The following is a 13,380-nucleotide window of genomic DNA, read 5'->3' as shown; positions in this document are numbered from 1 at the left end:
AGTCGAGCATCCCGTCAGGGTTGGGTTTCGACTATGCTCAACCCGGCGTATGATGGCTCTATTGCCTGATAGCAAGTCTTCTTGGATCAATGAAAGCGATTACCTATAGTTCGGCTTACACGATTGTTCCAACCTACGAATGTTTTAATCGCTGTACGTATTGCAATTTTCGTACTGATCCGGGTCAGGATGAATGGATGAGTTTGGCACAAGCCGAGCATATTTTGCAACGATTAGACCATGTTGTCGAACTACTAATCTTGAGCGGCGAAGTCCATCCAAACAGTGCAAGACGCGCTTCTTGGTTCGATCGCATTTTCGATCTTTGCAAATTAGCGCTATCGATGGGATTTCTCCCGCATACCAATGCTGGAATTCTCAGCTTTGATGAGATGGCAAAGCTAAAAACCGTCAATGTTTCAATGGGGTTAATGTTAGAACAAATGACCCCAACCTTACTCGAATCTGTCCATCGCCATGCACCAAGCAAATTACCTGAGGTGAGATTGCAGCAGTTAGCCTGGGCTGGTGAACTGCAGATTCCGTTTACAACTGGATTATTACTCGGAATTGGAGAGAGTGAACGCGATCGCATTGAGACATTAGTTGCGATCGCGAACATTCACGAACAATACAAGCACATTCAAGAAGTCATTCTCCAGCCTTACAGTCCTGGACAAAAAGAGAGCCTTTCTCAAGCTGCTTTTCAGCCTAGGCAGCTCATTCAACTGATTAAAATTGCACGATCGATCGTGCCAGATGAAATCTCAATTCAGATCCCACCGAACTTAGTTTCACATGATTTGATTGATTGCTTAGATGCAGGTGCGCAGGATTTGGGTGGGATTAGCCCGCATGACGAAGTTAATCCCGATTATCCACATCCTAGAGTTGAGGCGCTGAGACAGCAGCTTGAGCCGCAGGGCTATCACTTAGTTCAACGACTGCCAATCTATCCGCAGTACGATCGCTGGCTGGCTGACGACCTCAGAACCGCAGTTGAGCATCATAGAACGGCTGGACTTGAAACCTCTAAAAACTCAGTCACAAACCGCAAATAAGTTGTCGGGTCTTCCAACATCGGGAAATGAGCCGTGTTCGGAATCACAACATGCTGAATGTGATCGCTTAATGCTGCCGCCTGTCTCCCCATTTCAGCCGGAATAATTTTGTCGTACTCTCCTGAGATTAACAACGTTGGAACGGTAATTCGAGAGAACTCCCCTGGCATTGTCTCCGCTGCTTCTTTACTCACCGCAGAAAACATCGTTCCGAGTGCAGCAGGTTCGTCTGCCATTAAGAAATCATCTAGAAATGCTCGGCTCATTTCTCTGGGCACAGACTGATGGAGAAATCGCTGCATAAAGAGTCGATCGGTAAACGGCAAGCTATAGAGCCATGGATAACGGAATTTCACAACGTAGCCGCCAAATTTATGAAATGCTTTGAACGCTTTTTCTTGGTATTCAAAAATGCCGCTACAGGTGAGAATTGCTCGATCGACGAATTCCGCATACCGATTCAGGAATAAAACGGCGATTGACGAGCCGGTCGAATGCGCATTCAGACTCACTTTCTGAAGCCGCAGTGCCACGAGTAATCCTGCTAAATCTCGAACATAGATATCTAGTTCATACGTTGATTCAGGCGCATCATCCATTCTCGATCGCCCAAATCCGCGCATATCGTATAGCAAACAATCGAAATGCGGACAGAGAGATCGAGCCGTACTTTCCCAATAGCGCGCCGACCCTCCCCAACCATGCACAAAAACTAAAACAGGCTTACCGCTCGGCTGATTCCCCGATTCAGTAAGCCATTCGTAGTAGTGATTAAAACCATTTACAGAGATGTAAGCCATGAGCGGATTGAAACATGTCCAGAATTTAGGGTAGCACTGGAATTTCAATCCGCTAAGAAGCTTTAGGCTGATTCCGGTTTTGGTAGAGAAGACGGATGTAGAAGCAATTCAGCCGTCGATCGCTTCTCAACCATTTCGCGAGTAATCGTACAGCGAGTCACATCTTTACGCGAAGGCAACTCGTACATAATGTCGAGCATCATTTCTTCGACAATGCTGCGAAGTGCCCGTGCTCCTGTCTTCCGGCGATATGCCTCTTGAGCGATCGCGGTCACCGCATCCGGCTTAAATTCAAGCTGCACATTGTCCATCTTCAGCAATTTCTGGAACTGCTTGACCAGCGCGTTCTTCGGTTCGGTGAGAATCTCAGACAGTGCTTTCTCATCGAGTGGATCAACGACTGCCATCACGGGAATACGCCCGATGAATTCAGGAATTAACCCAAATTTCACCAAATCATCTGGCTCGAGATGCTGAAGCACATCAGCGGTTCGCTTCTCTTTCGATTGTTCGCCAGCTTGGACAAAGCCCATCGATCGCTTGCCTAAGCGTTGCTCAACCGCTTTATCTAATCCAACAAATGCACCACCGCAAATAAACAAGATATTGCTGGTGTCGATTTGAATACAGTCTTGATACGGATGTTTGCGACCGCCTTGCGGGGGAACATTGGCGATCGTGCCTTCCAACATCTTCAGCAGAGCTTGCTGAACCCCTTCGCCTGAAACATCACGAGTAATCGAGGGATTTTCGCTCTTGCGGGCAATCTTATCAATTTCGTCAATGTAGATAATGCCGCGTTGCGCTTCTTCAACATCGAGATCCGCAACTTGTAGAAGACGCAGCAAAATGTTTTCAACATCTTCGCCGACATAACCTGCTTCGGTTAGGGTCGTCGCGTCAGCAACCGCAAACGGTACATCTAAAATCTCAGCCAAGGTCTGAGCCAAGAGCGTTTTACCGCACCCCGTCGGACCAATCAGCAAAATATTTGACTTCTGCAACTCAACCGAATCATCAGGCGATGACTTACCGCTATTTTTCGCTTGTAAAAAGCTCAAGCGTTTGTAATGGTTGTAGACCGCGACCGAGAGCACTTTTTTCGCCTCGTCTTGACCGATCACATGCTCATCCAGATATTTCTTGATCTCGCGGGGTTTCGGCAACTGATTGAGAGAGATATTGGCTGAGCGCGATCGACGTTTTTCAGGCGCTTGTTCTCGGCGCGGCACAGGTTGTGGAGCAGCGCTGGAGTCAAACAACTCCTCATCTAAAATCTCATTACACAAATCCACGCATTCATCGCATATGTAAACCCCAGGTCCAGCGATTAGCTTGCGGACTTGCTCCTGAGACTTGCCACAAAAAGAACATTTCAGATGGGAGTCGTACTTTGACATAGCTGCCTCTTATCTTGCTGCGGCGACAGGTTCTCCAGCTTTGGGAAGGTTCTGCCGGGAAATCACTTGGTCAATTAAGCCATATTGCTTTGCTTCGTCAGCAGACATAAAGAAGTCGCGCTCCGTGTCTGCTTCAATGCGCTCAAGCGGCTGTCCGGTATGTTGAGCTAAAAGCTCATTTAGCTTGCGCTTATGATAAAGGATTTCTTTCGCCTGGATCTCGATATCCACTGCTTGCCCTTGAGCACCGCCGAGCGGCTGGTGAATCATGATGCGAGAGCTGGGCAAAGACATCCGTTTACCGGGTGTTCCACCTGAGAGGAGAAACGCTCCCATACTAGCAGCAAGCCCAAAACAAATGGTCACAACATCACAGCTAACTTGCTGCATGGTGTCATAGATTGCCATTCCTGCCGTGACTGACCCGCCCGGAGAATTGATATAGATCTGAATGTCTTTTTCAGGATCTTCAGCTTCGAGAAACAGCAATTGCGCGACTAGAGAATCCGCAACGCTATCGTCGATCGCGCTTCCTAAAAAGATAATGCGCTCCCGCAACAGACGGGAGTAGATGTCGAAGGCACGCTCACCGCGCCCAGACTGCTCCACCACCATCGGAACGACGTTAGTTGGGGCAGCTTGAGAGACGACATCCAGCGTGCTGAGATTTTGAATTGCGTAGTCGAAAGACTGAGAGTTATACATGAGGCAAGCGGCTTACGTTCCACAAGTTCAATTCTAGCCAACAAACGCGAAGTTATCCGGCACACATCCGAATGCTTACAGATTTGTGGATGGACTTTAGATCTCGACAAAATTGAATTCCGGTTGTGGAGCAGGCATCTTGCCTGCAGTGGGGCAAAATATTCTGCCCCACAATTCATTCTGTCGCTACCCTATTCGACCACTTCAACTTCGACTGCTTCCGCTTCGGTTTCGTCGTCGTCAAAGCCGTCTTCATCGGGTTCGTCTTTTTTCAACGTGCCTTCTGGGACAAGCTCGACCGTCGAATTTGCAATCAGCCAATCCATGATCTTTTCTTTCAGCAGGTCTTCTTCAACCGCGCTTCTGAGCCGATCCATATCAATGTCGCGTCCCGCCAATTCTGTCAGAAGTTCCTGAATTTTGGTATTCAGTTCGTCTTCTTCGACTTTAAGCGATTCTTTTTTGGCGACTTCTCCCAAGGCAAGAGTGCGTTTGATTCGCTCGATCGCATCCGGTCTAGAGCGCTCTTTCAACATTGGGATGGTGTCTTTGTTGAGCAGGCGCTTGATGTCGATGCCTTGCTGCTGAAGCTGCATCGCGGTTTGAGTCACCATGTATTCGACTTCACGTTCGATCATGGTTTCAGGCAGATCAGCTTCAACTTGATTCAACAATTCGTTGAGCAGTGCTTCTTCTTTGTTGGTTTTGGTCTGCTGTTCCGCTTCGTCGTTGAAACGCTTTTCGAGGGCTTCACGCATTTCAGCGATCGTTTCATACTCATCGCCACTCGCTTCTTTGGCAAAATCGTCATCGACTTCAGGAAGTTCTTTTCCTTTCAGTTCTTTGAGGGTAATTTCAAATTTTGCGGGTCGTCCAGCCAGTTGTTCTTGAGGGTAATCTTCGGGGAAGGTGACAGAGATTTCCTTTGTTTCGCCAGGCTTCATACCGAAAATTCCGTCAATAAAGCCTTCGATAAAGCGACCATCTTCGAGTTCAAGTTGGAAATCTGATGCTTCGCCGCCCGGAACTTCGATTTCTTCTTCACCCTCTGCCGGAGTAAAGCGACCTTTAAAGTCGATCACGGAAACATCGCCTTTCTGAGCAGGGCGATCTTCGATCGGGATCAAGGTTGCTAGCTGAGTGCGGTAATTTTCGATGACAGAATCCACTTTTTCTGGATCGGGTTTCACTTCTTCTGCTTGAACCGTGAAATCCTTATATTGCTTGAGGTTCACTTCCGGTGGGACATCAACAGAGGCGGAGAAGGTCAAGGCTTCGCCTGGTTTGTAGTTTCCAACCAGTTCATCAAACGACGACTTCAGTTGGAAGTTGCCCAATGCGTCGATTTTTTCTTGTTTGATGGCTTCTTTCAGTGCAGTATCAACCAATTCCTCCACAACTGATGCATTGATGCGCAACGAGCCGATCCGCTGAATCAGTACCTGTTTTGGCACTTTTCCTTTACGGAACCCAGGAATATTTAGCGATCTCGTGAAGTCTTGAAGGACTCGATCGTAAGTTTTCTGAGACAGTTCTGGCGTAACTTCAATTTCTAACCCGACCTGACTGGCGGGAAGCTTTTCCTGGGTAACTTTCATCGGCGTAAGTGACAAAAAATGCGAATTTCTACCAAGCAGTAAGCTATACTAACCGATTCTAGTCACGGTTGCGCGATTCGTTTCGGTGAATCTTTAGATTTTAGAGAGTCCAGATTGTTATAAAAGCCCGCCTGGAGAAGAATATGAGGCTGTATGCTTCGTTTCCATTTGCCCCAAATTGCAGCGATCGGGCAAACAGTGCAGGTGATATCTATAAACATCGGCGCTCTGCAATAATAATTTAAGAAATACCAAGGATCAAAACCTTGTCGGATCAGCTACTTGAATTCGGTTCAAAAGCACGCTAGTCTCTGAAAGAAATCAGAAGCAACCGAAAGTCTTTATATTTCAGATTATTCGTATTACCGATTCGTATTCAAACAAAATCTTATTGAAGCTTTTGAGACTTTAGTCATTCACTGTGGAGGAATTTATTTTGGGTCAATCCTATCGAGTAGCGATTTTAGGGGCGACAGGGGCGGTTGGAACTGAACTACTGGAACTGTTGGATCAGCGTAATTTTCCCGTGTCTGAGTTGAAGCTGTTAGCCTCTCCACGATCGGCAGGCTCAACCGTAATGTTTCAGGGCGAAAGTTTAACGATCGAAGCCGTCAACGAGTCGTCATTCAATAATGTCGATATTGTTCTCGCATCAGCAGGCGGATCAATTTCCAAGCAATGGGTGAAAGATATCGTTGCGGCTGGAGCCGTGATGATTGATAACTCTAGCGCGTTTCGGATGCAGCCAGATGTACCCTTGGTTGTGCCAGAGGTAAATCCAGAAGCGGCAGCAGCCCATCAAGGTGTGATTGCGAATCCAAACTGCACCACGATTTTGATGTCGGTTGCAGTTTATCCGTTACATCAAGTCTTGCCGATTCGGCGGATTGTCGCATCGACGTATCAATCCGCTAGTGGTGCAGGTGCGCGAGCGATGGAAGAAGTGAAAAAACAATCGATCGCGATTCTACAAGGGCAAGAACCAAAAGCCGAAATTTTGCCTTATCCATTAGCGTTTAATCTGTTTCCACACAATTCAAAACTCGAAGCTTCCGGGTATTGCGAAGAAGAGTTGAAAATGGTGAATGAGACGCGCAAGATTTTTGGCGCGCCCGATCTGCGGATTACCGCAACCTGTGTACGGGTTCCTGTCTTGCGGGCACACTCGGAAGCGATTAACCTAGAGTTCGATTCTCCTTTTGCAGTCGAGAAAGCGCGCGAACTCCTGATCCAAGCTCCTGGAGTCCAGCTAGTCGAAGACTGGGACGCAAACTATTTCCCGATGCCGATCGATGCTAGCGGCAAGGATGATGTTTTAGTGGGGCGGATTCGTCAAGATATTTCCAATCCCAATGGTTTAGAGCTTTGGCTGTGTGGCGACCAGATTCGCAAAGGTGCCGCACTCAACGCGATTCAAATCGCTGAACTCTTGATCGAGAAGAATCTCTTGAAACCAGCTTTAGTCGCCAACTCATAGGATTTATAAGGAGTTTAGATAGAGTGTGATAAATTTTGGAAATGTCCTGACCGCAATGATTACGCCCTTCACAGCAGATGGGGAAGTCAATTATGCTGTGACCGAAAAATTAGCGGTTCATTTAGCAGATCATGGTACAGATACGATCGTGGTCTGCGGAACGACCGGAGAATCCCCAACGCTTTCCTGGGACGAAGAATTTGAATTATTCCGAGTCGTAAAAAGTGCTGTGGCAGGTAAGGCAAAAGTCATGGCAGGAACGGGATCAAACTCGACAGCAGAAGCGATCGAGGCGACTCAAAAAGCCGCTAAAATGGGGTTAGACGGTTCGTTACAAGTTGTGCCCTATTACAACAAGCCACCACAATCGGGGTTATATCAGCATTTTAAAGCGATCGCGGAATCTTCCGATCTGCCGCTGATGCTGTATAACGTACCAGGGCGCACCAGTCAGAATTTGCAAGCTGAGACAGTCGCTCGACTTGCGAAAATTCCAAATATTGTTGCAATTAAGGAAGCGAGTGGCAATCTAGATCAAGTAAGCCAAATTCGACGGATGACCCCGCCAGAGTTTGCAATCTATTCTGGAGACGATTCCTTGACACTGCCGATGTTAGCGATTGGAGCAAAAGGCGTTGTGAGCGTAGCGAGCCACTTAGTGGGAGATCGCTTACAGCAGATGATCCGAGCTTTCGAGAGCGGTCAAGTCCAGAAAGCAACCCAAATTCATTTAGAGTTGTTGTCCTTGTTTAAAGTTCTATTTGTCACAACAAATCCGATCCCAGTCAAAGCTGCTATGAGCCTGCAGGGCTGGCAAGTTGGGGATTTACGCTTACCGCTCTGCGCACCTGACGACGCTGTGCGAGATCAAGTCATGCAAGTCATGAGTGAACTGAACTTGCTGAATGCTGCACATGTCTGACAAGTTTCTGCACAACTGAATAGCTCCATTTTTTAGTCAGCGACTTGAAAACTTGCTCTGCTGACTTTTCACTAAGTTTTTTTCGTAAACCTGAAGGATACTGATGACTCAAAATAACTCTTCAAACGCGCTCAAAATCATCCCGCTTGGCGGATTACATGAAATTGGTAAAAATACCTGCGTTTTTGAATACGGCGATGAGATTGTGCTTCTCGACGCTGGACTTGCTTTTCCGACCGATGGGATGCACGGTGTGAATATTGTGCTGCCGGACATGACCTATCTGCGGGAAAATCGCGAAAAGATCAAGGGGATGATTATTACCCATGGTCATGAAGATCATATCGGTGGCATTGCTTTCCACTTGAAGCAGCTAGATATTCCAGTGATGTATGGACCTCGTTTGGCTCTGGCATTGCTCGAAGGCAAACTCGAAGAAGCTGGCGTTGCCGACCGCACAGAACTCAGAACGGTTCGCCCACGCGACATTATCCGCATTGGTTCTCATTTCTTTGTCGAGTTCATTCGGAATACTCACTCGATCGCGGATAGTTTCACCGTTGCGATTCATACGCCTGTCGGGGTTGTGATTCACACAGGCGATTTCAAATTCGATCACACTCCAGTTGATGGCGAGAAGTTCGACATTCAGCGCTTAGCGGAGTACGGCGAAAAAGGTGTGCAATGTTTGATCAGCGATTCAACGAACTCTGAGATTCCAGGTTTTACTCCTTCGGAACGTGCTGTATTCCCGAATCTCGATCGAGTGTTTACACAAGCTCAAGGTCGCTTACTGATCACGACGTTTGCTTCTTCTGTGCACCGGATCAACATGATTTTGGAACTGGCAGAAAAGCATGGTCGTGTGGTTTCGGTCTTAGGTCGATCGATGCTGAATGTGATCGCTCACGCGCGAACTTTGGGATATATCAAATGCCGCGATGATATCCTTCAGCCGCTGCATGTGACGCAAAAGATGCCCGATAAAGATGTCCTGATTTTGACCACTGGATCGCAAGGTGAACCGATGTCAGCGATGACTCGAATTGCTAATGGAGAACATCGCCAAGTCAAAATTCGCGAAGGTGACACTGTTGTTTTCTCAGCGAATCCGATTCCAGGAAATACGATTGCGGTTGTCAACACGATCGACAAGCTGATGATGAATGGCGCGAAGGTCGTTTATGGAAAAGACCAAGGCATTCACGTTTCAGGTCACGGTTGCCAAGAAGATCAGAAATTGATGCTGGCTCTGACTCGTCCGAAGTTCTTCTTACCCGTTCACGGTGAGCATCGGATGTTAATCAAACATTCTCAAACGGCTCAAAGCACGGGCATTCCGGCTGAGAATATGGTGATTATCGACAATGGTGATGTTGTTGAATTGACTAAAGATTCGATCCGCAAGGCTGGCAAAGTGAAAGCTGGAATTGAGTTAGTCGATACTTCGCGATCGGGCATGGTGGACGATCGCGTTCTGAAAGAGCGTCAGCAGTTAGCGGGTGATGGTGTTGTAACCGTTGCTGCGGCTGTGACGAATGAAGGGCGCTTGTTCAGTAAGCCCGATGTGCATTTGCGTGGGGTTGTAACTTCGGTGAATCCAGAGCAATTGAGAACGAAAATTCAAGACGCGATCGAGGCGGTGTTAAGCGATCGCTGGAAGGATTTCTACAGCACGTTTGAGGGTCGGATTGAGATCGACTGGGCTGGTTTGGAAGTTCAAATCGAGCGCGAGATTCATCGCTTGCTGCGTCGAGAACTGCAAAGCAATCCGCTGTTGGTGTTCTTGATGCAAACGCCGGACGCGCCTGTGGTGAAATCGACTCCGGGAAGAACGCGATCGGCCGCAAGAGTCGCATCTTAAGAGATTAGAATTCGGAATTAAGGAATCCTTAAGTTCTTTAGTTCCGAATTCTTGCTATACTCACAAGAGTGTTGCGATACTTGCAAGGGTATTTCGAGGGCATGTAGCTCAGGGGATAGAGCACCAGATTCCGGTTCTGGGTGTCGCAGGTTCGATTCCTGCCATGCTCGTTAGATTAGTTTTTTGATGTAATGCGTTCTTCGCTTTTTGAGATAGCGAAGGGCATAGGAACGCATATATCCAGTTTTGTCATCATATCCATCCTGATTGAGCTTTCGATCTGAATTCAGCAATCAACAAAAATCACGTAGTATATGCTACCTTCAGAACGTTCTGGCTTTAAGTAGAAATAACATGAAAGCATCCGAAACGAGTTTTCGCAATTTACTGGAAGGTAGTAAGCAATTTAAAGTGCCTCTTTTTCAGAGACCTTACTCCTGGGAGAAAGAGAATTGGGAAACTCTTTGGGATGACTTGATGACTCTATATGATGAAAATATGGAGGGCTATCACTTTCTTGGGCCTATTGTTACTCTTGCAGAGCCAGGAACACCTGATGGTATCTCACCATATCTATTGATTGACGGGCAGCAACGCTTAACAACTCTCACTCTACTGCTAGTGGCGTTGAGAGACATTTTGAAAAGACAAGGCCCTGAATTCGCTGAAGAGTTGCACGAACTTTACTTGATTAACAAATTTAAGAAGGGCAATGATTTATACAAAGTTCTTCCAACTCAAGCGGATCGGAACTTTTATCAGCAGATTGTGCAAGAGAAGGAAGTTGAAAAACGTAGTCGAATATATGAGGCGTACTCTTTTTTTCTGAGGAAATTAGAAAAAGGTGAAACAGGTCATGTAAATACACCTTTGAATCTTTCTAGACTCAAAACTGTGGTGCTTGAGCGTATGACACTGGTTAGCATTACTTTAAACGATGACGATAATCCGTATCTTATCTTTGAGAGTTTAAACTACAAAGGTGCACCGCTTACCCAGGCAGATCTCATCAGGAACTACTTTTTTCTTCAGATACCTAAAGAGGATCATGATCAAGTTTATGCCGATTTTTGGTTACCGTTGCAAGAGGACTTTAAATCAGTTGCTAGAGGAAGGTATCTCGATGAATTGACTCTAGCTTTCTGGCAATATTTGCGCAAGGATGGAGTTTCTCTCAAGCAGAATCAAATCTATCAAGTATTCAAGCAATCATTTGAAAATAAAGGGCTAAATGCCCTACAAGAACTCAAGCAAGTTATTGAATTTGCGGATTATTATCGTAGGGTACATTTTCCTGAAACTGAAGAAGAAGCAAAACTAGCAAGATGGTTTAAAAGATTTAGAAGACTAGATTTTACGACTTGCTATCCTCTAGTTCTAAACCTTTATAGTGATTACAAAAATAAGCGCATATTACTTATGGAGTTTGAGCAGGCGTTGAGATTTATTGAATCTTATTTTGTACGCCGTTTGCTGTGCGGTATGCCATCTAATGCGCTCGATAAAGTTTTCAATACCCTATATCGCGAAACGAGGGAGCGTCGAACTAGTGATTTAGTAGGAGCGTTGCGTGAAACGTTGCTTAGCTTGCAAAGAACTCAAATTTGGCCTGATGATGATTCTCTCAAGCGCAGTATTGTTGAGGAACGTTTATATACAGATAGACGAAATGATCGAGTTAAGTTAATTTTGGAAAGCCTTGCAGAAAACTTATCAAAAGAGCAGGTAAAAACTGATAATTTTACTGTGGAGCATATAATGCCCCAAACGCTAACCGATGAATGGCGAGCTATGCTTGGCGCAAATGCGAATGAGCAGCATGAGAGATGGTTGCATACTCTAGGAAATCTAACTCTTACTGCTTATAATTCTGAACTTTCAAATAAACCATTTGCAGACAAGTTAACTTATCTAGCTGAAAAGAGCAGTTTTGCTTTAAATCACTATTTCAGAAGTGTAAATGCTTGGAATGCGTCAGAAATTCAGAGACGTGGGCAATACTTAAGTGAGATTGCTATTCAAGTTTGGCCAAGATAGCTTTTTTCTGAATCTACTTGTCTTAGTCTAGATTATTCACAAGAATTTCGATAATTCTATAACTTCTCGCTAGCTTGTGCTTTAGATAGCGTCTAAAAAATATCGTTGAAAGCAATGAATTGCCAAAACTTCCATTGATGAGGCAAATGTGATGACCGAAATGAGTCTTAACTTCAGAACAGCTTAAAGCCGTAGTAAAAAGCACGATCGTTGAACTCTTACAGGAAAATCGGTAGGAAGTGTCTGCCCTCATAGCACAAATCACTGAAGATATTGCAATGGAAAGCGCGATCGAAGAAGCCCATTTTTGGAGCCTGTTAAAATGATAATTATTGAGTGAAGTCTGTAGACAAAAGCTTATGTCGATCGAGATTACTCTAACCCCAGAACTAGAGGAACAACTACGCAAAAAGGCAACACAGCGAGGGCAAGACATCGGTCTTGTTGCCACTGAGCTTTTGGCAAGTGTTCTGGAATGGGAAGCGCAGGATTCAGAAGAGGCACTTCAAGGCATTCAGCAGGGATTGAATGATTTTGAAGCAGGCAATTTTCGCGCTTTTGACGAATTCGCTGCCGAACAACGCCGCAAATACAATTTGCCCGCATGAACTACCGAATTGAGATTTCGAGTGTTGCGGAAGCAGAGGCAGACAGCATCTTTCTGCGCTCATCGCAGATTCTTTCTCCTGATCAGGCGAGTCAGTGGTATGCTGGACTGCTCAAAGCGATCGAGTCGTTATCCACCATGCCGAAGCGATGTGCGATCGCAAAAGAGAATGAGTATTTCAGTCAGGAAATTCGACAGCTTCTCTACGGGCAGAAACGAAATATGTATCGAATTCTGTTCACTGTGTTAGAGGAATCATCGTCAGTTCGGATTCTTCACATTCGGCATTCTTCGCAACCTGTGATTGGTGAAGCAGTGGATGAAACTGATCCAGATGAATAAGACGGTGAGTTTAGTCTTCTACTAACTCGCTTGGCTCACCCGGATAAAAGCGATCGCTCAATATCTCTTCCAAGTTGTAAGGACAATCGATCGGAAAAGTAGAATTCGGTAAATCTGTCTCTCTCACCGCAAGTTCAACTCCTCTCAAATATGCTTTGCGAAGCGCTTCTTCAATGTAAGGCTTCAAGCTAGGATTCTCTTCAAGTAGATCATTAATATCTAAACGCTGAATCCGAAGAGTTGATAACCAGCTACGGCTACGGTTTTGAGGCTGGTACTGCCATTTCAGCAAATGCCCAATTAAAACACTGAGACGATTCCGAAGTTCTTGGCGCTGCTGCTTTCCCAAAGATGCAATTTCCTCAATGATATTTGGTAAGTCGATCTGATTCCATTGCTTGTTATGAAGAAGCATCACTTGTTCTTGTGTCCAAGCATGGAAATCAGCTTCGTAGAGATTGGGTGCAGAAATCGGATATTTTGCTGTCTCTGAATTCGCTTTCGGCGCGTTCATTGGCTTGCTCCCATCGTAATGCTTCATTATAAATACCCGTCTTGCTCCTGTTG

General features: G+C 45.8%; 12 protein-coding genes and 1 tRNA gene. 8 read left to right on the top strand and 5 right to left on the bottom strand.

Annotation, left to right across the window (positions count from 1 at the left end; genetic code table 11):
• The first annotated feature begins 89 nt into the window (after nucleotides 1-89).
• Nucleotides 90-1,061: a 7,8-didemethyl-8-hydroxy-5-deazariboflavin synthase subunit CofG gene (gene cofG / locus ACMUEV_RS16445; RefSeq protein WP_190652358.1), complete on the top strand. Its 972-nt coding sequence runs from the start codon at nucleotides 90-92 to the stop codon at nucleotides 1,059-1,061.
• On the opposite strand, the gene ACMUEV_RS16440 is transcribed toward cofG, so the two are convergent.
• The 4 genes from ACMUEV_RS16440 to tig all read right to left on the bottom strand — a co-directional run bounded on the left by ACMUEV_RS16440 (nucleotide 1,007) and on the right by tig (nucleotide 5,564).
• On the bottom strand, nucleotides 1,007-1,861 hold the full coding sequence (locus tag ACMUEV_RS16440) for an alpha/beta fold hydrolase (protein ID WP_190652357.1): 855 nt from the start codon (nucleotides 1,859-1,861) through the stop codon (nucleotides 1,007-1,009). The two genes, cofG and ACMUEV_RS16440, sit on opposite strands and share 55 nt — an antisense overlap.
• Nucleotides 1,862-1,923: 62 nt before the next feature.
• Nucleotides 1,924-3,261, bottom strand: coding sequence for an ATP-dependent protease ATP-binding subunit ClpX (gene clpX / locus ACMUEV_RS16435; RefSeq protein ID WP_026148614.1), 1,338 nt, complete (start codon nucleotides 3,259-3,261; stop codon nucleotides 1,924-1,926).
• Nucleotides 3,262-3,270: 9 nt separating this feature from the next.
• Entirely contained in the window at nucleotides 3,271-3,966 is a 696-nt protein-coding gene (clpP, locus tag ACMUEV_RS16430) for an ATP-dependent Clp endopeptidase proteolytic subunit ClpP (protein ID WP_086371024.1), read from the bottom strand.
• Nucleotides 3,967-4,157: 191 nt separating this feature from the next.
• Nucleotides 4,158-5,564 (bottom strand): trigger factor, encoded by a 1,407-nt coding sequence (gene tig, locus ACMUEV_RS16425; RefSeq protein ID WP_190652356.1) that lies wholly within the window; start codon nucleotides 5,562-5,564, stop codon nucleotides 4,158-4,160.
• Between the two features lie 436 nt (nucleotides 5,565-6,000).
• Between tig and ACMUEV_RS16420 the strand changes: the two genes are divergently transcribed.
• The 7 genes from ACMUEV_RS16420 (at nucleotide 6,001) to ACMUEV_RS16390 (ending at nucleotide 12,813) form a co-directional block, all read left to right on the top strand.
• Nucleotides 6,001-7,041 carry an aspartate-semialdehyde dehydrogenase gene (locus ACMUEV_RS16420; protein ID WP_026148615.1) on the top strand — a complete coding sequence of 347 codons (1,041 nt, stop codon included), beginning with the start codon at nucleotides 6,001-6,003 and terminating at the stop codon, nucleotides 7,039-7,041.
• Between the two features lie 25 nt (nucleotides 7,042-7,066).
• Nucleotides 7,067-7,963 (top strand): 4-hydroxy-tetrahydrodipicolinate synthase, encoded by an 897-nt coding sequence (dapA, locus tag ACMUEV_RS16415; protein WP_026148616.1) that lies wholly within the window; start codon nucleotides 7,067-7,069, stop codon nucleotides 7,961-7,963.
• A gap of 103 nt (nucleotides 7,964-8,066) precedes the next feature.
• The gene (locus ACMUEV_RS16410) at nucleotides 8,067-9,827 is read left to right on the top strand and encodes a ribonuclease J (protein ID WP_190652355.1); all 1,761 of its coding nucleotides are present in this window, start codon (nucleotides 8,067-8,069) and stop codon (nucleotides 9,825-9,827) included.
• A 97-nt stretch (nucleotides 9,828-9,924) separates the two neighbouring features.
• Nucleotides 9,925-9,997 (top strand) — tRNA-Arg (locus ACMUEV_RS16405).
• 184 nt (nucleotides 9,998-10,181) lie between these two features.
• Nucleotides 10,182-11,864 (top strand): DUF262 domain-containing protein, encoded by a 1,683-nt coding sequence (locus ACMUEV_RS16400; RefSeq protein ID WP_190652354.1) that lies wholly within the window; start codon nucleotides 10,182-10,184, stop codon nucleotides 11,862-11,864.
• Nucleotides 11,865-12,223: 359 nt separating this feature from the next.
• Nucleotides 12,224-12,472, top strand: coding sequence for a hypothetical protein (locus tag ACMUEV_RS16395; RefSeq protein ID WP_190652353.1), 249 nt, complete (start codon nucleotides 12,224-12,226; stop codon nucleotides 12,470-12,472).
• Nucleotides 12,469-12,813: a type II toxin-antitoxin system RelE/ParE family toxin gene (locus ACMUEV_RS16390; protein ID WP_190652352.1), complete on the top strand. Its 345-nt coding sequence runs from the start codon at nucleotides 12,469-12,471 to the stop codon at nucleotides 12,811-12,813. The genes ACMUEV_RS16395 and ACMUEV_RS16390 overlap by 4 nt, the downstream gene beginning before the upstream one ends.
• A gap of 10 nt (nucleotides 12,814-12,823) precedes the next feature.
• Here ACMUEV_RS16390 and ACMUEV_RS16385 read toward each other — a convergent pair whose 3' ends face one another.
• A complete protein-coding gene (locus ACMUEV_RS16385; protein WP_242044608.1) occupies nucleotides 12,824-13,327 on the bottom strand; it encodes a DUF29 domain-containing protein in 504 nt (167 codons plus the stop codon).
• Nucleotides 13,328-13,380: the final 53 nt, after the last annotated feature.

This window comes from Leptolyngbya sp. FACHB-1624, assembly GCF_047649235.1.
GTDB classification, from domain to species: domain Bacteria; phylum Cyanobacteriota; class Cyanobacteriia; order Leptolyngbyales; family Leptolyngbyaceae; genus Leptolyngbya; species Leptolyngbya boryana.
This window is presented reverse-complemented; position numbering and strand designations above follow the sequence as displayed.

What these genes read in the sequence shown, in the direction of transcription:
- ACMUEV_RS16395 (WP_190652353.1), top strand. Translation starts at nt 12,224, where the DNA reads ATGTCGATCGAGATTACTCTAACCCCAGAACTAGAGGAACAACTACGC.
- tig (WP_190652356.1), bottom strand. Translation starts at nt 5,564, where the DNA reads ATGAAAGTTACCCAGGAAAAGCTTCCCGCCAGTCAGGTCGGGTTAGAA.
- ACMUEV_RS16440 (WP_190652357.1), bottom strand. Translation starts at nt 1,861, where the DNA reads ATGGCTTACATCTCTGTAAATGGTTTTAATCACTACTACGAATGGCTT.
- ACMUEV_RS16390 (WP_190652352.1), top strand. Translation starts at nt 12,469, where the DNA reads ATGAACTACCGAATTGAGATTTCGAGTGTTGCGGAAGCAGAGGCAGAC.
- clpP (WP_086371024.1), bottom strand. Translation starts at nt 3,966, where the DNA reads ATGTATAACTCTCAGTCTTTCGACTACGCAATTCAAAATCTCAGCACG.
- ACMUEV_RS16385 (WP_242044608.1), bottom strand. Translation starts at nt 13,327, where the DNA reads ATGAACGCGCCGAAAGCGAATTCAGAGACAGCAAAATATCCGATTTCT.
- ACMUEV_RS16400 (WP_190652354.1), top strand. Translation starts at nt 10,182, where the DNA reads ATGAAAGCATCCGAAACGAGTTTTCGCAATTTACTGGAAGGTAGTAAG.
- clpX (WP_026148614.1), bottom strand. Translation starts at nt 3,261, where the DNA reads ATGTCAAAGTACGACTCCCATCTGAAATGTTCTTTTTGTGGCAAGTCT.
- cofG (WP_190652358.1), top strand. Translation starts at nt 90, where the DNA reads ATGAAAGCGATTACCTATAGTTCGGCTTACACGATTGTTCCAACCTAC.
- ACMUEV_RS16410 (WP_190652355.1), top strand. Translation starts at nt 8,067, where the DNA reads ATGACTCAAAATAACTCTTCAAACGCGCTCAAAATCATCCCGCTTGGC.